The 20,913-nt window shown below is 63.5% G+C and carries 18 protein-coding genes; 17 read left to right on the top strand and 1 reads right to left on the bottom strand.

Translation table 11 applies throughout. The features are described 5' to 3' along the window. Positions 1–60 precede the first annotated feature (60 nt). The 7 genes from FJ434_RS27070 (at position 61) to FJ434_RS27035 (ending at position 7,984) form a co-directional block, all read left to right on the top strand. Positions 61–978 (top strand): 3-keto-5-aminohexanoate cleavage protein, encoded by a 918-nt coding sequence (locus FJ434_RS27070; RefSeq protein WP_140509654.1) that lies wholly within the window; start codon positions 61–63, stop codon positions 976–978. 22 nt (positions 979–1,000) lie between these two features. After that, positions 1,001–1,630, top strand: a complete 630-nt coding sequence (locus FJ434_RS27065; RefSeq protein ID WP_140509655.1) for an HD domain-containing protein — start codon at positions 1,001–1,003, stop codon at positions 1,628–1,630. Next, on the top strand, positions 1,627–2,721 hold the full coding sequence (locus FJ434_RS27060) for a carnitine 3-dehydrogenase (protein ID WP_140752617.1): 1,095 nt from the start codon (positions 1,627–1,629) through the stop codon (positions 2,719–2,721). The genes FJ434_RS27065 and FJ434_RS27060 overlap by 4 nt, the downstream gene beginning before the upstream one ends. A 4-nt stretch (positions 2,722–2,725) precedes the next feature. Next, positions 2,726–3,889 (top strand): acyl-CoA dehydrogenase, encoded by a 1,164-nt coding sequence (locus FJ434_RS27055; protein WP_140752615.1) that lies wholly within the window; start codon positions 2,726–2,728, stop codon positions 3,887–3,889. A gap of 86 nt (positions 3,890–3,975) precedes the next feature. Further along, positions 3,976–6,054, top strand: coding sequence for an acetate--CoA ligase family protein (locus FJ434_RS27050; protein ID WP_140752613.1), 2,079 nt, complete (start codon positions 3,976–3,978; stop codon positions 6,052–6,054). Beyond that, positions 6,047–6,829 (top strand): carnitinyl-CoA dehydratase, encoded by a 783-nt coding sequence (locus FJ434_RS27045; protein WP_140752611.1) that lies wholly within the window; start codon positions 6,047–6,049, stop codon positions 6,827–6,829. Before FJ434_RS27050 ends, FJ434_RS27045 begins: the two co-directional genes overlap by 8 nt. Positions 6,830–7,042: 213 nt before the next feature. After that, positions 7,043–7,984: an alpha/beta hydrolase gene (locus FJ434_RS27035; RefSeq protein WP_140752609.1), complete on the top strand. Its 942-nt coding sequence runs from the start codon at positions 7,043–7,045 to the stop codon at positions 7,982–7,984. 20 nt (positions 7,985–8,004) lie between these two features. Here the strand turns inward: FJ434_RS27035 and FJ434_RS27030 are convergent, their stop codons facing one another. After that, on the bottom strand, positions 8,005–8,706 hold the full coding sequence (locus FJ434_RS27030; protein ID WP_181166143.1) for a GntR family transcriptional regulator: 702 nt from the start codon (positions 8,704–8,706) through the stop codon (positions 8,005–8,007). Positions 8,707–8,922: 216 nt separating this feature from the next. On the opposite strand from FJ434_RS27030, the gene FJ434_RS27025 reads away from it, so the two are divergent. The 10 genes from FJ434_RS27025 to FJ434_RS26980 all read left to right on the top strand — a co-directional run bounded on the left by FJ434_RS27025 (position 8,923) and on the right by FJ434_RS26980 (position 20,575). Beyond that, complete coding sequence (locus FJ434_RS27025; RefSeq protein ID WP_140752605.1) at positions 8,923–9,957, top strand: ABC transporter substrate-binding protein; 1,035 nt, start codon at positions 8,923–8,925, stop codon at positions 9,955–9,957. A 74-nt stretch (positions 9,958–10,031) separates the two neighbouring features. Beyond that, a complete protein-coding gene (locus FJ434_RS27020) occupies positions 10,032–11,117 on the top strand; it encodes an ABC transporter ATP-binding protein (protein ID WP_140752603.1) in 1,086 nt (361 codons plus the stop codon). Beyond that, complete coding sequence (locus FJ434_RS27015; RefSeq protein ID WP_140509669.1) at positions 11,114–12,040, top strand: ABC transporter permease; 927 nt, start codon at positions 11,114–11,116, stop codon at positions 12,038–12,040. The genes FJ434_RS27020 and FJ434_RS27015 overlap by 4 nt, the downstream gene beginning before the upstream one ends. Continuing rightward, positions 12,037–12,837: an ABC transporter permease gene (locus FJ434_RS27010; protein WP_140752601.1), complete on the top strand. Its 801-nt coding sequence runs from the start codon at positions 12,037–12,039 to the stop codon at positions 12,835–12,837. The genes FJ434_RS27015 and FJ434_RS27010 overlap by 4 nt, the downstream gene beginning before the upstream one ends. A 49-nt stretch (positions 12,838–12,886) precedes the next feature. After that, positions 12,887–14,473, top strand: a complete 1,587-nt coding sequence (ggt, locus tag FJ434_RS27005; RefSeq protein ID WP_140752599.1) for a gamma-glutamyltransferase — start codon at positions 12,887–12,889, stop codon at positions 14,471–14,473. Positions 14,474–14,643: 170 nt separating this feature from the next. Continuing rightward, positions 14,644–16,164 (top strand): acyl--CoA ligase, encoded by a 1,521-nt coding sequence (locus tag FJ434_RS27000; RefSeq protein WP_181166141.1) that lies wholly within the window; start codon positions 14,644–14,646, stop codon positions 16,162–16,164. A gap of 68 nt (positions 16,165–16,232) precedes the next feature. Then, on the top strand, positions 16,233–17,213 hold the full coding sequence (locus FJ434_RS26995) for a 2-dehydropantoate 2-reductase (RefSeq protein WP_140752595.1): 981 nt from the start codon (positions 16,233–16,235) through the stop codon (positions 17,211–17,213). A 755-nt stretch (positions 17,214–17,968) separates the two neighbouring features. Beyond that, complete coding sequence (locus tag FJ434_RS26990; protein WP_224525446.1) at positions 17,969–18,607, top strand: hypothetical protein; 639 nt, start codon at positions 17,969–17,971, stop codon at positions 18,605–18,607. After that, complete coding sequence (locus tag FJ434_RS26985) at positions 18,604–19,302, top strand: hypothetical protein (protein ID WP_140718552.1); 699 nt, start codon at positions 18,604–18,606, stop codon at positions 19,300–19,302. Before FJ434_RS26990 ends, FJ434_RS26985 begins: the two co-directional genes overlap by 4 nt. A 139-nt stretch (positions 19,303–19,441) precedes the next feature. Beyond that, on the top strand, positions 19,442–20,575 hold the full coding sequence (locus FJ434_RS26980) for a glycosyltransferase family 9 protein (RefSeq protein WP_246678416.1): 1,134 nt from the start codon (positions 19,442–19,444) through the stop codon (positions 20,573–20,575). Positions 20,576–20,913: the final 338 nt, after the last annotated feature.

Below are 20,913 nucleotides of genomic sequence, written 5' to 3'. Positions count from 1 at the left end.
AAGCAGCTTTGATCAAGTCGAGCGATGCTAGCGGCTGTTTCGAATGGGAGGAGAGTTTCGATGCCGCTCGCGATGAACCGTGAGGTCTTCATTACCTGCGCCGTGACGGGTTCCGGCGGTTCGCAGGACCGCTCGCCGCATGTGCCGCGCTCGCCCAAGCAGATCGCCGATTCGGCGATCGATGCGGCCAAGGCAGGCGCTGCCATCGTCCACTGCCATGTGCGCGACCCCGAAACCGGCAAGCCCAGGCGCGACGTGCATCTCTACCGCGAAGTGACAGAGCGCATCCGCGCGGCGGACGTCGACGTCATCCTGAACCTGACCGCCGGCATGGGCGGAGACATGGTGTTCGGCTCGCCGGAAGCGCCGCTGCCGCTCAACGAAAAGGGCACCGACATGGGCGGCGCCACCAACCGCGTTGAACATGTGCGCCAATGCCTGCCGGAAATCTGCACGCTGGACTGCGGCACCATGAATTTCGCCGAAGCCGACTATGTCATGACCAACACGCCCGGCATGCTGCGCGCCATGGGCGGCATGATGACGGCGCTCGGCGTCAAGCCCGAGATCGAGGCCTTCGACACCGGGCATCTCTGGTTCGCCAAGCAGCTGGTCGAGGAAAAGGTGCTCAACCCCGACGCGCTGGTGCAGCTTTGCATGGGTGTGCCGTGGGGTGCGCCCGACGACCTCAACACCTTCATGGCGATGGTCAACAACGTGCCGTCGACATGGAACTGGTCGGCCTTCGCCATCGGCCGCAACCAGATGGCCTATGCAGCGGCGGCGGTGCTCGCCGGCGGCAATGTCCGCGTCGGGCTCGAGGACAATCTGTGGCTCGACAAGGGCGTTCTGGCGACCAATGCGCAGTTGGTCGAGCGCGCCGCCTCGATCGTCACCAATCTCGGCGCCAGGATCCTGGGACCGGAGGAAGTTCGCAAAAAGCTCAACCTGACCAAGCGAGCGCCGATAGCGGCATAAATTATTCGCAGGGAGGGTCGATATGGCTACCGTAAAATTCACCGCGATGAAGGATGGCGACAGGCAAGACTACGAGTTCCTGACCGCCCACGAAATAGACTATGCGGCCAAGACCGGCGAGCGGCTGCTCGACGCGCTGGTGCAGCTCGATGAGGGCCTTTCCGGCTACAAGATCACCCGGCTCGGCCATTCGCTGCAGGCGGCGACACGCGCCTGGCGCGACGGCGCCGACACCGACTGGATCGCCTGCACGCTGCTGCACGACATCGGCGACATCTACGCGCCCTACAATCACGACGAATACGCCGCTTCGATCCTGAAACCCTTCGTGCGCGAGCAATGCACCTGGGTGGTCGAGAAGCACGGCGATTTCCAGCGCCTCTACTACGCCCATCATCTCGGCGGCAATCGCCATGCGCGCGACCGCTTCGCCGGCCATGCCTATTTCGACGATTGCGACCAGTTCTGCGAGCGCTGGGACCAGTCGAGCTTCGACCCCGACTATGAGACGCTGCCGATCGAATTCTTCCGGCCCTTCGTCCTCGAAGTTTTCGCCCGCAAGGCCTATGACCCGTCGGTCATTCGCGCCGGCGAGCGCGTGTCTCTGACCGATCCCGAAACCGCCAGGACAAGAACCGGAGCCTCTCAATGAGCATCATCAACAAGGCGGCCGCCATTGGCGGCGGCGTCATCGGCGCCGGCTGGGTGGCGCGCCTGCTCTTGAACGGCATCGACGTCTCGATCTTCGATCCTGATCCGGAGGCCTCGCGCAAGGTCTCGGAAGTGATGAAGGGCGCGCGTCGCGCCTACAAGCAGATGGTTCCCGGTGGCCTGCCCAAGGAAGGCAAGCTGACCTTCGCCAAGACCATCGCCGAAGCGGTGGCCGATGCCGATTTCATCCAGGAGAGCGTTCCGGAACGGCTCGACCTCAAGCATCGCGTGCTGGCCGAGATCGACACCCATGCGCCCGCCAACGCCATTGTCGGCTCGTCGACCTCCGGCATCAAGCCGACCGATATGCAGGTGGCGATGAAGAAGCATCCGGAGCGGCTGGTCGTCGGCCATCCGTTCAACCCGGTCTATCTGCTGCCGCTGGTCGAGATCGTCGGCGGCGACCAGACCTTCCCCGAAGCGATCGAGGTCGCCAGGGAAATCTACGCCTCGATCGGCATGAAGCCGGTCGTCATCCGCAAGGAGATCGAGGCCTTCGTCGGCGACCGCCTGCTCGAAGCCGCCTGGCGCGAGGCGCTGTGGCTGATCAAGGACGGCATCTGCACGGTCGAGGAACTCGACGACATCATGCGCTACGGCTTCGGCCTGCGCTGGGCGCAGATGGGCATGTTCCAGGTCTATCGCGTCGCCGGCGGCGAAGCCGGCATGCGCCACTTCATGGCGCAGTTCGGACCGTGCCTGAAATGGCCGTGGACCAAGCTGATGGACGTGCCGGAATTCAACGACGAGCTGGTCGACCTGATCGCCACCCAGTCGGACGACCAGGCGCACGGCCTGTCGATCCGCGAGCTGGAAAAGATCCGTGACGACAATCTGGTCGCGATCATGGACGCGCTGTCGAAGCAGAACAAGGGCAAGGGCTGGGGCGCCGGCGCGCTGCACAAGGACTATACCAAGCAACTCGCCAAGCTGGCGGCGAAGAAGCCCGTGGCTTCCAAGGCGGCCGAAAGGGCCAAGGCCGCCAAGCCGGTGAAGCGGGCCGAAAAGCCGAAGAAAAAGAAGAAGGGCTGAGACCATGGATTTCGGTCTTTCGGAAGAGCAGAAACTCATTGTCGAGACGACGCGCGCCTTCGTCGAGAACGAGCTTTATCCGCATGAACGCGAGGTCGAGCGCACCGGCGTGCTGCGCCGCGAGCTGATCGAAGAGATCAAGGCCAAGGCGATCGAGGCCGGGCTCTATGCGGCGAACATGCCGGCCGATGTCGGCGGCGCGGGGCTCGATACGGTGACCTGGCTGCTCTACGAGAAGGAGCTTGGCCGAGCCAATTACGCGCTGCACTGGACCTGCGTTGCGCGCCCCTCCAACATCCTGCTCGCCGGCACGCCGGAGCAGCGTGAAAAGTACCTTTTCCCCTGCATCCGCGGCGAGAAATGGGATTGCCTGGCGATGACGGAGCCCGGCGCCGGCTCCGACCTGCGCGGCATGAAGGCGACCGCCGTGCAGGATGGCGACGACTGGGTGCTGAACGGCACCAAGCATTTTATCTCGCACGCCGATCTTGCCGATTTCGCCATCGTCTTCATGGCCTCGGGCGAGGAGGATTCACCGCGTGGAAAACGAAAGAAGATCACCGCCTTCTTCGTCGACAAGGGCACCAAGGGATTTACGGTGCGCGACGGTTATCGCAACGTCTCGCATCGTGGCTATACCAACGCCATCCTCGAATTCGACGACTGCCGCCTGCCGGCATCCCAGGTTCTGGGCGAGGTGCACAAGGGCTTCGATGTCGCCAATTCCTGGCTCGGCGCGACGCGCCTGCAGGTTGGCGCCACCTGCCTAGGCCGCGCCGAGCGGGCGCTTGGCCATGCGGTCGAATATGCCGCGCAGCGCCAGCAGTTCGGCCAGCAGATCGGCAAGTTCCAGGGCGTGTCGTTCAAGCTTGCCGACATGGCGACGGAACTGAAGGCCGCCGACCTGATGGTGTTCGAAGCCGGCTGGAAGTACGATCAGGGCACTGTCACCGACCAGGACATGGCCATGGCCAAGCTGAAGGCCACCGAAATGCTTGCCTTCGTCGCCGACGAGGCGATCCAGATCCATGGCGGCATGGGGCTGATGGATGACCTGCCGCTGGCACGCATCTGGCGTGACGCCCGCGTCGAACGCATCTGGGAAGGCACGTCGGAGATTCAGCGACATATTATTTCGCGGGCGCTGCTGCGCCCGTTCGGTGCTTAGAGCATGATAGCCAAAACCGGCATTCGGCTCTGTCGGGCAAACGGGATCGTTTGTCCTGAGATCGCGCTCAAAACGAAAAGATGATCATGCATAAACTCGAACGCCTTCTGCGCCCGAAATCGATCGCCGTGTTCGGTGGCGTGCAGGCCGCCGCCGTCGTGGCGCAATCGATCAAGATGGGGTTTGCCGGTGAGATCTGGCCGGTGCATCCGACCAAGGACGAGGTTGCCGGGCGCAAGGCCTACCGGTCAGTCGCGGATCTGCCCGGCGCGCCGGACGCGGCCTTTGTCGGCGTCAATCGGCACCTGACCATCGAGGTGATCAAGGCACTGGCCGAGCGCGGCGCCGGCGGCGCCGTCTGCTTTGCCGCCGGTTTCCTCGAAACCGAGGCCTATGACGAGGATGGCGAACGGCTGCAGGCCGAACTGGTTGCCGCCGCCGATCAGATGCCGATCATCGGGCCGAATTGCTATGGCCTGATCAACTATGCCGATGGTGCGCTTTTGTGGCCCGACCAGCATGGTGGCATCAGGCTGGACGAGGGCGGCAAGGGTGTTGCCATCATCACCCAGTCCTCCAACATCGCCATCAACATGACGATGCAGAAGCGTGGCCTGCCGATCGCCTTCCTGATGACCGCCGGCAACCAGGCGCAGACCGGCCTGTCGGAAATGGCGCTTGGCCTGATCGAGGACGAGCGGGTGACTTCGCTCGGCCTGCACATCGAGGCTTTTGATTCGGTAGCCGGCTTCGAGCGTCTGGCGGCCAGAGCGAGAGAGCTCAAAAAACCGATCATCGCCATGAAGGTCGGCCGCTCCGAACAGGCGCGGCAAGCAACCGTCTCGCACACCGCCTCGCTTGCCGGGTCGGACGCTGCTTCAGGCGCCTTCCTGAAGCGGCTTGGCATCGCGCGTGTCGATTCCATCCCCGCCTTCATCGAGGCACTGAAGCTGCTGCACATCACCGGCCCGCTGCCTGGGTACAGGCTCTCATCGATGAGCTGTTCGGGCGGCGAGGCGTCGGTCATGGCCGACAGCGCCGAAGGGCGCTGGGTCAACTTCCCGGTGCTGACCGACAGCCATCGCGCCCATGTCAAATCGACGCTCGGGCCGCTGGTCGCGGTGGCCAATCCGTTGGACTACCACACCTTCATCTGGAACAACGAGCCAGCAATGACCGCCACCTTCACCGCCATGGTGTCGGGCGGCTTCGACCTCAACATGCTGGTGCTCGACTTTCCGCGCCCCGACCGCTGCTCGGTGACCGACTGGTGGGCGACGCTGCGCGCCTTCGAATCGGCGCTGAAGACAAACAAGGCGCATGGTGCCATCGTCTCCTCGCTGCCGGAGAACCTGCCTGAGGAATACACGGCCGAGCTGATGGCGCGTGGCATGGTGCCGCTGTTCGGCATTTCCGAGGCAATGGACGCCGCGCAGGCGGCGGCCTTTATCGGTTGGGCCTGGCGCGAGCCGCAGGCACAGCCGGTCGACACGAGGGCTGCCGGCGCATCCGACGTGCCGCGCGTCACACCTGACGAGGCTGAAGCCAAGGCGCGGCTGATCAAGGCCGGCCTTTCCGTGCCCAAGGGCGAGCGGGCCGGCAATGCGGTCGAGGCCGTGATCTCGTCCATGGCGCTCGGCTTTCCGGTTGCCCTGAAGGCTCTTGGCGTCACCCACAAGTCCGAGGTCGGCGCCGTCAGGCTAAACCTCAAGGACGCCGAATCGGTCAGCACGGCAGCGCATGACTTGCTGCCGCTCGGCACCGGGCTCTATGTCGAACGCATGGTGCGCGACGGCGTCGCCGAACTGCTCGTCGGCTTCACACGCGACCCGATGTTCGGCGCTGTCATGACGCTGGGTACCGGCGGCGTGCTGGTCGAGTTGCTGCGCGACAGCGTCACGCTGATGCTGCCGGCGACCCGCGACGACATCGAGGCCGCGCTGCGCGGGCTGAAACTGTTCCCGCTGCTCGAAGGCTATCGCGGCCGGCCGAAGGCCGATGTCCAGGCCGCTATCGACGCCATCGCGGGTATTGCCGGCTTCGTGCAGGAGAATGCCGGCGAGATCGAGGAACTCGACATTAATCCGCTGATCGTCTGCACGCAAGGCAAGGGCGCCTGGATCGCCGACGCGCTGATGGTGCTGGGAGAAAACAAGAATGTCTGACGTCATTTCGACCCGCCGCGAAGGCTCGATCCTGGAGGTCACGCTCGACCGCCCCAAGGCCAATGCCATCGACCTGAAAACCTCGCGGCTGATGGGCGAGACCTTCAAGGCGTTCCGCGACGATCCCGACCTGCGCGTGGCCATCGTTAAGACCGCCGGCGACAAGTTCTTCAGCGCCGGCTGGGACCTCAAGGCCGCCGCCGGCGGCGACGCGGTCGACGGCGATTATGGCGTCGGCGGCTTTGCCGGCCTGCAGGAATTGCGCGATCTGAACAAGCCGGTCCTCGCTTGCGTCAACGGCATGGCGGTGGGCGGCGGCTTCGAGCTGGCGCTGTCCTGCGACCTCATCTACGCCTCCGACCATTCCTCCTTCGCGCTGCCCGAAATCCGCGCCGGCACGGTGGCCGACGCGGCGACGATCAAGCTGCCGAAGCGCATCCCCTATCATGTCGCCATGGACCTTTTGCTCACCGGCCGCTGGATGGATGTCGCCGAGGCGCATCGCTGGGGCCTGGTCAACGAGGTGCTGCCCAAGGAAAAGCTCGAGGACCGCGTCTGGGAGGTCGCCCGGCTGCTCGCCAGCGGCCCGCCACTGGTGTTCGCAGCGATCAAGGAGACCGCGCGGGTGGCGGAATCGCTGGCCTTCCAGGATGCCATGAACAAGGTGACGCGCCGGCAGTTGCCGACCGTCGACGCGCTCTATGGGTCGGAGGACGGTATGGAAGGTTTTCGCGCTTTCGCGGAGAAGCGCGAGCCTGTGTGGAAGGGGAAATAACTCGGAGATGATGGCGCCAGGCACCCCCCTCTGCCCTGCCGGGCATCTCCCCCTCAAGGGGGCAGATCGGCGGTCTTGCCAACAGCGCTCTTCCGGAAACGTTGGCGGTTGGCGAAAGCCGAGACGACATCCGATCTGCCCCCTTGAGGGGGAGATAGCCGGCAGGCCAGAGGGGGGCGCCTGGGCGCGTTCATTGCTGTCCGGTCTCCGTTCATGACCGACTACGCAAAACTCATAGACACCGAGACCTGGGCCTTCATCGAGCGGACCAATTCCTATTATCCGCCTGATACGATCGACTACACGATCGCGCGGCAGCGCGAGATCTATGACCGCATGTGCCGCGAGTTCTTTGCCGGCTATCCGCAAGGCGTGACGGCCGAGACGACCGCCATCGCCACACCTGCCAACAACATCCCAATCCGCATCTATCGCAACGCGACGCCGGACCGTGCCGCCATGGTGCTCTACATCCATGGCGGAGGCTTCGTCCTCGGCGGGCTGGACAGCCACGACGATGTCTGCGCCGAGCTTTGCGGCCGCACCGGTTATGAGGTGGTCTCGGTCGATTACCGGCTGGCGCCGGAGCATCTACACCCAGCCGCTTTCGACGATGCGATGACCGCCTTCGAATGGGCCGCGGGGGGCTCCGACCGCCCGGTGGTGCTGTGCGGCGACAGCGCCGGCGGCAACCTTTGCGCCGCCGTTGCGCACGCGACGCGTGGCCATGCGAAAAAGCCGGTCGGCCAGATGCTGATCTATCCCGGCCTCGGCGGCGATCGCTCGCGCGGCTCCTATGTGACGCATGCCGAGGCGCCGATGCTGACGGTGCGCGACCTTGAATTCTACAAGCACATCCGCACCGGGGGCGTGGACCAGACCGGTGACATCACGCTGTCGCCGCTGGCCGATGCCGATTTCGCCAACCTGCCGCCGACCGTGCTGGTGACCGCCGAGTGCGACCCGCTGTCATCCGATGGCGAGGCTTATCGCGACCGCATCGTCGCGGCAGGCGGGCGCGCCACCTGGTTCGAGGAACCCGGCCTGGTGCACGGCTATCTCAGGGCCCGGCACAGCGTCGCCCGCGCCCGCGCGAGCTTCACCCGCATCGTCGACGCGGTGGCGACGCTCGGAAAGGGCGGCTGGACCTGGTAGGCGCCAATGGGCTGTCCCGCTCAGGAGGCCTTGGCCAGGAAACTCTGATAGTCCGATTTCGCCTGCAGCAGGCGCAACACGTTCTCGCGCGAACCGCGTACATGGGCGCGCGCCAGCGTTCCGGCGCGGCTGATATCGTTTGCGCAGATCGCCTCGACGATCTCGGCATGCTCGTCGCGGGCGATCTTCCATTCGTCAAGCCACAAGAGTTCCGTCCAGACATAGTGCTGGGACTTGTCGAGGATGCCGCACAGCATGCCGTGCAGCATCGCATTGCCGCTGATTTCGGCAATGACGCGGTGCAGATCGATGCCGACCTCCAGTTCCTGGAATTTTTCGCGCGTGGTGCGATCGGGAATGGCGGCCAGCCGCTCGCACTCAGCCAGCATGGCACGCAGCCGCGCCTTGTCCTTCTCCGTGGCAGCCGCCGCCGCCAGTTCGGTCGCATGGCCGTCGAGCAGTTCGCGGATGTCGAAGGCCTCGCGGAACATGTTGATGTCGAACTCGGTGACGGCATAGCCCTGGCGCGGCCGGCCGGTGACCAGTCCGTCGCGCTCCAGCCGGTTGAAGGCCTCGCGCACCGGCGTGCGGCTGACACTGAGTTTGGCCGCGATATCGCTCTCGGTGACGCGCGAGCCCGGCGGAATCTGGCCGGTCACGATCATCGCCTTGAGCGCGGAATAGACGGAGTCGCGCAGCGTATTTTTTGTTTCCTTGGCCAAGTCCCGTCCCCAGTTCTCCGGCTGCTTTAGCCGAACATTGCCTCGTTTGTAGTCGCAGTCGGCGCAATTTGCCACGCCCTGCGGCACCGTCCCATCGCGTCGAATTGATCGTCCTCGCCGGAGTTGACAACACCGATCTCTCGGCTACATTCGAAATTGTATACAAAATCGCATGCCAAATCAAAAACAAATGGGAACACCGGTCGGAGAACCGAAATGAACAGGAACTTTAGAACTTTCGCGATAGCCGGCCTCATTGCCTCCGTGGCAGTGCCTGCCCTCGCCGCCGACACCATCACCGTCGCCTCGTGGGGCGGCACCTATCAGGAAGCGGAAACCAAGGCCTTCTTCAAGCCGACCGCCGATGCGCTCGGCATCACCATCAAGGAAGACACCACCAACGGCCTCGACGACGTGCGCCTGCAGGTGACCGGCAATGCCGTCAAATGGGATATCACCGAGCTGGGCGCCGACGAATGCGCGCGCGGCTCCAAGGAAGGGCTGTTCGAAAAGCTCGATTACGGGATCATCGACAAGAGCGGCATCAACCCCAAGCTGGTGCATGACGACTGGGTCGGCATTTCCTACACCTCTGTCGTGCTGATCTATCGGACCGACGTCTTCGGCGACAAGGGCCCGAAGACCTGGGCCGACTTCTGGAACGTGGAGAAGTTTCCGGGACGGCGCGCGCTGAGCAGCAGTCAGGCGACGGAGACGCTGAGCGTCGCCGCACTCGCCTCCGGCTTGCCGATCGACAAGGTCTATCCCGTCGACATCGACGGCGCGCTGAAATCGGTCGACAAGATCCGTGGCCATGTCGACGCCTGGTGGACCTCCGGCGCCCAGGCCATGCAACTGGTGAAGGATGGCGAAGTCGACATGGCGAGCATCTGGAACGGCCGTGCCGGCACCCTGAAGAAGGCAGGCGCGCCGGTCAGCTTCTCGTTCGAGCAGGGCGTGCTCACCGCCGACTGCATGGTCATCCCCAAAGGCGCCAAGAACAAGGAAGCGGCGATGAAGGCGCTGGCGATGTTCGTCAGCCCGCAGCTGCAGGCCAATCTGCCGCTCTATGTCGACAATGGGCCGGTGAACGAGAAGGCTTTCGAGACCGGCAAGATCCCGCCCGAGCGGATCAAGGACATCAACTCGGCGCCCGAAAACGTCAAGAAGCAGGTGTTGCAGGATGCCGAGTTCTGGCGCGACACCCTCGTCGAGGCGACGGAAAAGTTCAACAACCTGATCCAGCAATAGGCCGGACCCCTGACATTGCGGGGCGGCGCAAACGCCGCCCCGCTCCTTCAGTCTCTGCCCAGGAGAAAACGATCTTGTCCATTGCACCATCCGCGCTGCCGATCAGCATGCGCCGGATCGAGAAACGATTTGGCAGCGTGCCGGTGTTGCGCGACCTGAATCTCGATGTCGAAGCCGGCGAGTTCCTGACGCTGCTCGGGCCTTCCGGATCGGGGAAGACGACGCTGCTGATGATCCTGGCCGGTTTCGTCAGAGCCAATGGCGGGAGCATCAAGGTCGGCGGCGACGAGATCATCACCACGCCGCCGCACAGGCGCAACATCGGCATGGTATTCCAGAACTATGCGCTGTTTCCGCATATGAATGTCTTCCACAACATCGCCTTTCCACTGAAGCAGCGCGGCGTCGCGGCAGCCGAGGCGGCGCAGCGCGTGGAGAAGGCGCTGGAGCTGGTGAAGCTGCAGGGCTTGGGCGAGCGCCGCGTCGACCAGCTCTCCGGCGGTCAGCGCCAGCGCGTGGCCCTGGCGCGCGCCATCGTCTTCGAGCCGCGCATCGTCTTGATGGACGAACCGCTGTCGGCGCTCGACAAGGGTCTGCGCGAGCATATGCAGATCGAGTTGCGCGCGCTTCATCGCCGTCTTGGCATGACGACGGTCTATGTCACGCACGACCAGCGCGAAGCCATCACCATGTCGGACCGTATCGCCGTGATGAACGCTGGCCGCATCGAACAGCTCGACAAGCCCGAAACCCTCTATGTCGCGCCGAAAACGCAATTCGTGGCCGGTTTCATCGGCGAATCGAATTTCATTCCCGTCGAGTGCCGCAACGGGTCGGTCTGGTATCAGGACAGGCGAATCCAGACCGGCGCACCGACACCGCCGGCGGGTCGGCATCTGATGGTGGTGCGACCGGAGAAGTTGCGGCTGGTCACCGCGGACGAGCCGTCGACCGACATCAATGTGCTCGATGCGACGGTCAGCGATATCATCTACCAGGGCGACAGTTTCGTCTGCTATGCCAGCCTGAGTGACGGCCGCCAGCTGACGTTGCGCGATTATTGCCGCAGCGATGTGCTGGCCAGAATGCCGGCGCCCGGCCAGCCGATCACGCTCGGCCTCGATGCGAAGGACACGATCCTGGTGGCGGCCGAGGGATGAGCGCGCAATCCGCCCTGCTGAAAGAGATCGCCGGCCCGGCGAGGCAGGATCTGAACGCGCAAGAGCTACGCGCCGATGCGCGGCGGGAGTCACTGCGGCTGCTGGCGTTGCTGGCGCCGAGCCTGTTCCTTGTCTGTGCCATCATCATCGTGCCGATCGGCTGGCTGTTCTGGCTGTCGCTGTTCGACGAGACCGGCGCCTTCAGCGCCGCCAACTACGCACGCTTCTTCGAGCAGGCCTCCTACATCAGGACCTTCATCACCACCTTCAAGGTCGCCTTCATCGTTACCGGCGCCTGCGTGCTGCTGGGCTATCCCCTGGCCTACATGCTGTCGCAACTGCCGCGCCGGGCCGCCTCGATCTGCCTGATCTTCGTCATCCTGCCGTTCTGGACATCGGTTCTGGTGCGCACCTATGCCTGGCTGGTGATCCTGCAGCGCAAGGGCCTGATCAACAGCTGGCTGATCGACCTCGGCGTGATCAGCCAGCCGCTGTCGCTGGCCAATAATTTTTCAGGCGTGGTCATCGGCATGACGCACATATTGCTGCCGTTTCTTGTTTTGCCGCTCTACGCCTCGATGAAGACCATCGACACCGACTGCCTGCGCGCCGGCATGAACCTCGGCGCCGGCCCGGCCGCGACCTTTAGGCAGATCTTCTTTCCGCTGTCGCTGCCCGGCCTCGCCTCGGGCGTGGTCATCGTCTTCGTGCTGTGCCTCGGCTTCTTCGTCACGCCGGCACTGATGGGCGGCGGCAAGGTGGTGATGTGGGCGATGCGCATGGAACAGACCACCAGCCTCTATTCCAACTGGGGTGCGGGTGCGGCACTCGGCGTGGTGCTGCTGGTGGTCACGCTCGCGCTTCTGGGCCTGTTCCAGTGGCTGCTCGGCGCGCGCGCCACCGGCGTATGGAGTTCGCGATGAGCGGAGATATCGGCCTGCCGATCTCGCACCGGCAACGCCTGTGGCTCTACGGCCTCGGCGGCCTCGTGCTGTTGTTCCTGATCGCGCCGTCGGTCATCATCGTCATCATGTCGTTTTCGGATTCGACGCTGCTGCAATTCCCGCCGCAGCAATGGTCGCTGCGCTGGTACGAAAGCTATTTCCAGTCGCTGGAATGGCGTGACGCCACCATCGTGTCGGTGAAGGTCGCTGTCATGACCGCGCTGGTGGCGACGCCGCTCGGCACCGCCGCGGCCTATGCCATCAACAGGGGTACGCTGCGCTTCAACGGCACCATCAACGCGCTGCTCACGGCGTCGCTGATCATCCCGGTGATCCTGATCGGCATCGGCACCTTCTTCCTCTATGCGCGCATCGGCCTCAACAACACGCTGACCGGCCTGGTCATCGCGCATACGGTGCAGGCGCTGCCGCTGGTGGTGCTGACGGTGCTGTCGGGCCTGCGCTCCTACGACATGAACCAGGAGCGCGTGGCGCGCAGCCTGGGTGCGGGACGCATCGCTGCCTTCTGGCAGGTGACGATGCCGCAGATCCGCTTCTCGATCGTCTCGGGGGCGCTGTTTGCCTTCATCACCTCCTTCGACGAAGTTGTCGTCTCGCTGTTCATCTCGGGCGGCGAGACCACCACCTTGACGCGCCGCATGTTCAACGCGCTGCGCGACCAGATCGACCCGACCATCGCCGCCATCTCGACCTGCCTGATCGTGCTCTCGGTCCTGCTGTTGTCGCTGGCGCAGATCTTCGGCCGCCGGCATTGATTTCATCGGACCCATTCGCTTCAAGTGACCCTAGGGATATCCAGACCAGATGCGTGATTTCCAGTTTCCCGGCCGCTCGCCGGTTCGTGCCACGGAAGCGATTGCCGCGACATCGCACCCGCTCTCGACGCTGGCGGCCATCGAGATGCTGCGCGCCGGCGGCAATGCCATTGATGCCGCTATCTGTGCGGCCGCCGTGCAGGGCGTGGTCGAGCCGCAATCGACCGGGATAGGCGGCGATTGCTTTGTCCTCTACTGCCCCAAGGGACAAAGCGAGGTGCTGGCCTTCAACGGCTCCGGCCGGGCGCCGGCGGCCGCGACCGTCGACTGGTATCGCGACAAGGGTTTTAGCGAGCTTCCCAAGCAGGGACCGCATGCGGTGACCGTGCCGGGCGCCATCGACGCCTGGTGCCGGCTGCTCGAGGACTATGGCAGCAAGAGCCTGACCGAGGTGCTGGCGCTGGCGATCCACTATGCCGAGAATGGCTATGTCGTGCACGACCGCGTCGCCTTCGACTGGGCCGACCCGGAGACCGATCTTTCCGCCGACGAGCACGCGGCCCGCATCTTCCTGCCCGGCGGCGCCGCGCCGAAGGCCGGCGACGTGCACAAGCAGCCGGAGCTGGCCGCCACCTTGCGGATAATCGCCAAGCACGGCCGCGCCGGATTCTACGAAGGCGCGGTCGCCGACGACATGGTGCGCCGGCTCAAGGAATTGGGCGGACTGCACACGGCCGAAGATTTCGCCATGACCCGAGGCGACTATGTGGCGCCGGTCAGCGTCAGCTATGGCGGTCATGAGATTCACCAGATGCCGCCGAACAACCAGGGCCTGACGGCGCTGATGATGCTGAACGTGCTGTCGGGCTTCAAGCTCGGCGGGCTCAACCCCAACGGCGCCGAGCGCCTGCATCTGGAGATCGAGGCCGGGCGGCTGGCCTATCGCGACCGCGACCGTTTCGTCGGCGACCAGGACCGTGTCCCGGTGCCGGTGAGGGAGCTTCTCTCGGCCGCCCATGCCGAGCGGCTGCGCGCCGAGATCGACCGCGAGCGCGCCATGACCCATCTGCCTGACATCCAGTTGCCCGGCAGCGACACGGTCTACATCTCGATCGTCGACCGCGACCGCAACGCGGTCTCCTTCATCAACTCGACCTATTATTCCTTCGGCAGCGGCGTCGTCGGCCCGAAGACCGGCGTGGTGCTGCAGAACCGCGGCTCGAGCTTCCGCCTCGACGCGGCGCACCCCAACGCCATCGCGCCCGGCAAGCGGCCGATGCACACGATCATGCCAGGCATGGCGACCAAAAACGGCCGCGTGGTGATGCCGTTCGGCGTGATGGGCGGCGGCTACCAGCCGTTCGGCCATGTCCATCTTTTGACCAACATGATCGATTTCGGCATGGACCCGCAGCAGGCGCTCGACGCGCCGCGCGTGTTTTACAATGACGGCATGGTGGAGGCCGAGCGCAACGTGCCCGCCGAGGCGATCGAAGGCCTGCGCCGGCGCGGCCATGCCATCACCGAGCCGCACCATCCGCTCGGCGGCGGCCAGGCGGTGCTGATCGACTGGGACAAGGGAACGCTGACGGGGGCATCAGATCCGCGCAAGGACGGGATGGCGCTGGGATATTGAGGTTTACGGCAGGATGATTGGTCGCAACCTTTGAAAGCCGGGGTTTCCTCTCCCCCACAACGTGGGACAACGTGGGGGAGAGGTGGCTCGGCGAAGCCGAGACGGAGCGGGGGCGGCGCCAACGTCGACTGGACTTTCACAAGCACTCGTCTGAAACATAGCCGGTGACCATGACCCAGACCCACACAGACCTCTCCCGCCGCCTCGTCGCTGGCGCCGACGACGCGCCGGCAATCCTCGCTCCTGACAGACCCACGCTCACCCATGGCGGCCTGCGCGCGCTGATCGCCGCCACGGCCACACAGCTTCATGCCCTCGGCATCGGCCGGGGCGACAGGGTGGCGATCGTGCTGCCGAACGGGCCTGAGATGGCGACGGCTTTCGTCGCCGTGGCGGCCACCGCCTCGACGGCGCCGCTCAACCCCGCCTACCGGGCCGACGAGCTCGATTTCTACCTGACCGATATCGGCGCCAAGGCGATCCTTGTCGGAGTCGATGAAGCCGGCCCGGCTGTGACCGTTGCCGATCGCCTCGGCATCCGCGTGCTGCGCCTCATCGTGCCGCCAGATGCGCCTGCCGGCACTTTCATCATCGAGGGTGCCGCGGTCGGACCGCAAGCGGCGCCCGATATGGCTGGTGACGATGATATCGCGCTTTTGCTGCACACCTCCGGCACCACCTCACGCCCCAAGCTGGTGCCGCTCAGCCATGCCAATGTCGCGGCCTCCGCCCGCCATATCGGCGCGACGCTTGGCCTGACGGCGGATGACCGCTGCCTCAACATCATGCCGCTGTTCCACATCCACGGCCTGATCGCGGCGGTGCTGTCGTCGCTGGCATCGGGCGGCAGCATCTACTGCACGCCGGGCTTCAACGCGCTGCGCTTCTTCCAGTGGCTGAGCGACGCCAAACCGAGCTGGTACACGGCGGTGCCGACCATGCACCAGGCGATCCTGGCGCGCGCGGCGCGCAATGCCGAAGCGCTGGCGGCGGCACGCCCGCGCTTCATTCGCTCGTCCTCGGCGTCGCTGCCGGCGCAGGTGATGGCCGAACTCGAGGCGACCTTCGGCTGCCCTGTCATCGAATCCTACGGCATGACCGAGGCCGCGCACCAGATGGCGTCGAACCGGCTGCCGCCGGGCCTGCGCAAGCCGGGCAGCGTCGGTGCGGCCGGCGGCCCCGAAGTGGCGGTCATGGCGCCGGATGGCCGGCTGGTGGAAGCCGGCGAGACCGGCGAAATCGTCATTCGCGGACCCAATGTCACGTCAGGCTATGAGAAAAACCCGGACGCCAACGCCACTGCCTTCGCGCATGGCTGGTTCCACACCGGCGACCAGGGCGTGCTCGACGCTGACGGCTATCTCAGGGTCACCGGCCGGCTGAAGGAGATCATCAATCGCGGCGGCGAGAAGATCTCGCCGCTTGAGGTCGACGACGTGCTGATGGACCACCCGGCGGTGGCGCAGGTGGTGACCTTCGCCATGCCGCATGACAAGCTCGGCGAGGAGGTGGCGGCGGCCGTGGTGTTGCGCGAAGGCATGAGCGCAACCGAGGGCGAAATCCGCGCCCACGCCGCGATGCGGCTCGCCGACTTCAAGGTGCCGCGCAAGGTGCTGATCTTGGACGAGATCCCCAAGGGCGCGACCGGCAAGCTGCAGCGCATTGGGCTCGCCGCCAAACTCGGGCTCTAATGCATGTCGCTTGGAAGCGTCCCTCGGTTCCGAGATAACGACATGCATAGAATCAAAGGCTCACTACGATGAAGATCACCATCTTCGGTGCCGGCGCCATCGGCGGCTATCTCGCGGCAAAGCTGGCCATCGCCGGCCGGACCGACCTGTCGATCGTCGCCCGCGGCGTGCATCTCGAGGCAATCAAGGCAAATGGCCTGCGCCTGATCGAGGACGGGAAGGAGACGACCGCCCCGGTCCGCGCCGCCGCCAAGGCGGAAGATCTCGGCGCGCAGGATTATGTCGTGCTGGCGCTGAAGGCGCATTCCGTCGCGCCCGCGCTCGACCAGATCGCGCCGCTGCTTGGGGAGAACACATCGGTTGTCACCATGCAGAACGGCGTTCCCTGGTGGTATTTCTACAAGGCCGGCGGCGCGCTCGAAGGCACCAGGCTGCATCAGGTCGACCCTGGCGGCTCGATTTGGGAGCGGCTCGGCCCGCAGCGCGTCATCGGCGCAGTGGTCTACCCCGCCGTCGAGGTCGATGCACCCGGCCTGATCCGCCATGTCGAGGGCAAGCGCTTCTCGCTCGGCGAACCCTCGGGCGAGAAGAGCGAACGGGCCACACTCCTGGCCGGGGAGATGGTCAAGGCCGGGCTGCAGGCGCCGGTGCGCGACGACATCCGCGGCGAGATCTGGATAAAACTGTGGGGCAATCTCTCGTTCAACCCGATCTCGGCGCTGACCGGCAGCACGCTGGCCGCGATCGTCGCCGACGAGGGCACCCGCCAGCTCGCCCGCACCATGATGCTGGAAGCGCAAGCAATCGGCGAAAGCCTGGGCGTGCGCTTCCCCATCGACGTCGACCGCCGCATCAAGGGCGCCGGCGACGTCGGCGAACACAAGACCTCGATGCTGCAGGATCTGGAACGCGGCCGACCGATGGAGATCGACGCGCTGGTGGGCGCGGTGCAGGAGCTTGGGCGGCTGACGGGCAAGCCAACGCCAGCTATCGATGGGGTGCTGGGGTTGGTAAAGAGGCTGGCGGTGGAGCGGGGGTGCTATGGGTGAGGTGGGAAACCGGCATTGGTCAGTGCCTGCCGTCCCGAATGACCCGAGAGAGACGTCCATAACTCTACGGTTGGACGGCCGCTTTGCGCCTCATCTCGATTATCGAAGTCAGCTGTGCCGCCGCCGAAAGCGGACGTTAGTGACGACGCATCAGATGTGACGGGTGCGCCAGGACCGCACCTAGCCGTGACCCATGTGTGATGTCGGCTTGTCCTTAGTTCCCGCTCGTAAAGCGTTGCAGGGCCAAGGTTCCACAGCCGGTAGACACGATCGGGCTCGGCCAAGCCGCGGCCGGGTTCTGTCAAGATATTTTGGGCTCCGACGCGGAGTGAATAGCTGCTTCTGCCGACTTTCTTCCGCAAGGTGGAGAAAAACAGTTGGCGACCTACTTCAGAGGGTAGGACCAAGCGCGGAACGCTGACTTCAGATTGAAAGGAACGCGCAATGCCGAAGATTTGCCCTTGGTACGCCAAGGACGGGGAAGAGGCCGTGGCCCGCTTCTCCCGAGATCTTTTCCGATACGCATTTGGTGCCGATCACCGTGCACGGTCGCCACCGTGACCAAGTGATCCGCTGTACTTCGGTCTTCCGCTTGCAGTGCTTCCCTGCTTAATATGAGTAAATTTGCACAATTATGGGGTTGCGGCATGATACCAATCTACATCGGCTATGATCCACGGGAATCCCGCGTTCTAGACGTAGCGCGATGGAGCGCTTATCGGCGGACAAGCACGCCGTTGCAGATCCTACCATTGGTGCTCAAAGACCTTGAAGCCCAAGGAATTATGAAGCGACCGATGGTGGTACGGGATGGTAAGCTCTGGTGCCCGATTTCCGAAGCACCGATGGCGACAGAGTTTGCCATATCGCGCTTTGCCGTTCCGTTTATAAGGCAAGGCGGCTGGGCCATGTTCTGCGATTGTGATGTCCTGTTTCTGAAGGATCCAGCCAAGCTGCTCGATCTAGTCGATCCTTCCTACGCGATTATGGCGGTTAAGCACCAGCAACGCGAATCCGAAGCGGTCAAGATGGACGGACAAATGCAGACGTTCTATCGCCGCAAAAACTGGTCGTCGGTCGTTTTGTGGAATCTAGATCATCCCTCCAACAAACGGCTGACCAACGAGATGCTCAATACGTGGCCTGGACGTGACCTCCACGCCTTCAAATGGCTTGAGGACCACGAGATCGGGGAATTGCCTCTGGCATGGAACTACCTCGTAGGGGCTTCGGCTTCGGAACTCGATCCCGCCGATGTCTCGCTGGCGCACTACACGCTCGGCGGCCCTTGGTTTGCGGGCTGGTCCGGCACCACGCAATGGGACGAATTGTGGAGGCGAGAAGAGAGCATTCTGCGCGCGTTTGAGGAACATGCCGTTCAGGTTCCCGCATGAAAACTCCGCTTTTGGATTTCTTGCCAATCTTCTCAAAGCCAACTCTTCGGTTGCCCAGGGTCACGGGTCCCGCCTTGGTGATGGGATCGGCGCCGAATTTTCGCCTCCCGGAGGGACATGGTGTCGATTGGGCACTTGTGACCGTCAATGCTTCCCAGCTTTTGGCGGAAACGTTCGGCCTCCGCCTTCCTGATATCGCCGTCATCCGCCGCGGCATTTTAGTTGGTGCGAGCGAACAGGACTTCTACAAGCGCGACTTGTTAAAGGGACGGCAGGCGAAACATCTGATCGTACCGGTTTGGCCGGACGTTGAAGACAAGCTGAAAGCTGGTTGTCGCACCTTCAATTATGGTTTTGATACCTTGCAGGCGCTCACCAAATGGCAACTTGCCAACATCGTCTGGCGGCTTAGCGGCACATATCATGTATCCCGCGGCTGGCACCGGAAAATCTCCACCGGAGCCTTCGCGATCATGTTGACGCGTTTCGCCGGTTTCGCCCCTGTTGTAGTCAGCGGGTTTTCCCTGTCCCAGGCTGGGCATGGATACGACACCCGAAATGCCTTTCGATATCATGCCGACGAAGATGCGGATTTGCTTCGCCTGGTAGTGAGTAGAGGCGAGCCAATCTACGCAGAGGATAGGGACTTCGCTGCGGAAACTGGATTGCCCTTGTGGCAGGGACAGATGCCATGACAAGTGCTTCTTAGGGGAGTTTGCAACATGGGCTGTCCCGAACGCTATAGCAAGGATGATCTAGCTCCGATGAGATATCCATTTCTCGGAGATGCGAACCGACCAACGACCAACATTACCCGCCCTTCAGGAGGTTGGTGTGCTGAATATCTCGATGGTTGATCGGCAGACTATCAAGTCCATTCTCGTTATTCAGACGAAGTACATCGGGGACATCATTCTGACCTCGGTGCTCGTGCGAAATTTGCGCCTCGCTTACCCAAACGCTGCGATAGCCATGCTCTGCGCTCCTGGCCTGCGAGACTTCGTAATCAGCCAGAATATCGCGGACGTGGCCATCGGGTTCGACGGTAGAAGTGCTGGTAGAAGTCTGCTTCAGCGGATGAAGGAATATTCAAGCTTGGTCGCTGACCTCCGTCGCCGAAAATTCGATCTCACCATTGATGTAACTGACTCGAAGACGTCAAGGATATTGCACAGGTCAACCAGCGCTCCGCTGCGCGTTGGGTACAACCCCCCGGAAAAGCCCCTGAAGTTTTGGGAAGGTCAGCCTGCTAATATATTTGCTGAAACCTTTGGTCATGGAGGCGCGCACTATTTGTACCGATATTTGTCCCCGCTTGAAGCTCTTGGGATAGAATTACGCGAAGTGACGCCGAGGCTTGAACCCACGCCGGTTGGGCGAAGCGCGTCTACCCAGGTTCTGGCGCAAAGCAAGCTGGCTGTAAAAGCTTTCGTCGCTGTGCACGCTGGAGCAAGGTTCGAAGGGCGGTGTTGGCAACCTGAACGGTTCGCTGCAATAATCGACGAGGTTTATGCCGCGACGGGCCTGCGGTCACTACTGGTTGGTGGACCTAATGAAGGCCCAACCGCGCAGACAATCTTGGACATGGCAGCGTCACCATTGGCGAGCGTTGTTGGTAAGATCTCGCTTGAGACATTAACTGCTTTGCTTGCGGATGCATTTATCTTTCTGGGAAACGAGAGCGGCCCAATGCACCTGGCTGCGTCAGTCGGAACCCCGGTTGTGGGCCTTTATGGCCTCACGCCACCCGACATCTGGGGACCTCTTGGGGTGCTTCACCGCACCGTTGAGCCGCCGTTGCCTTGCCAGTGCATTGCGCCCGATTTGTGCAAGCCCGGCAATCCGGGCGGCGTGTACTGCGTTCATCGACTACCCGTTGCCAAGGTCGCTCAGGCGACACGAGACCTGATAGATGCAGTGAGGCAGCAGGCGAACGAGACGGCCAATCAAACCGACTCACTCCGGTAGAAACAGCGATGACCGGCCCGCGTGAAACCGTGAAGAAGGCACTGCAGACCTATGTCGACGAGATCGTGCGATCATCAATTCGGTGATAGGCAGGCGGTAAAGCTTCACCAGTCCGCGCAGCAATGCGCTCAGTCGCGAAAACATTTTGAACGCTGCTGGCTGTCATCTATTTTATCCCAAATGTGCACATCTAACCTGCCTAGACTAGCTGCGGCGCTCGGGCGGTACTGCCTTCATCCTGATAGCGGATAACCGGGTTCCGGCCCCAAGCCGGTCACTACCTCGCAAGTGCCGGATCGCCGGTAGCGATGCAAACCCTAAGTCACCCCTTCCCCGCC

This window comes from Mesorhizobium sp. B2-5-13, assembly GCF_006440535.1.
GTDB classification, from domain to species: domain Bacteria; phylum Pseudomonadota; class Alphaproteobacteria; order Rhizobiales; family Rhizobiaceae; genus Mesorhizobium; species Mesorhizobium salmacidum.
The sequence above is the reverse complement of the archived record's forward strand: the minus strand, read 5'-3'. Positions and strand labels throughout refer to the sequence as shown.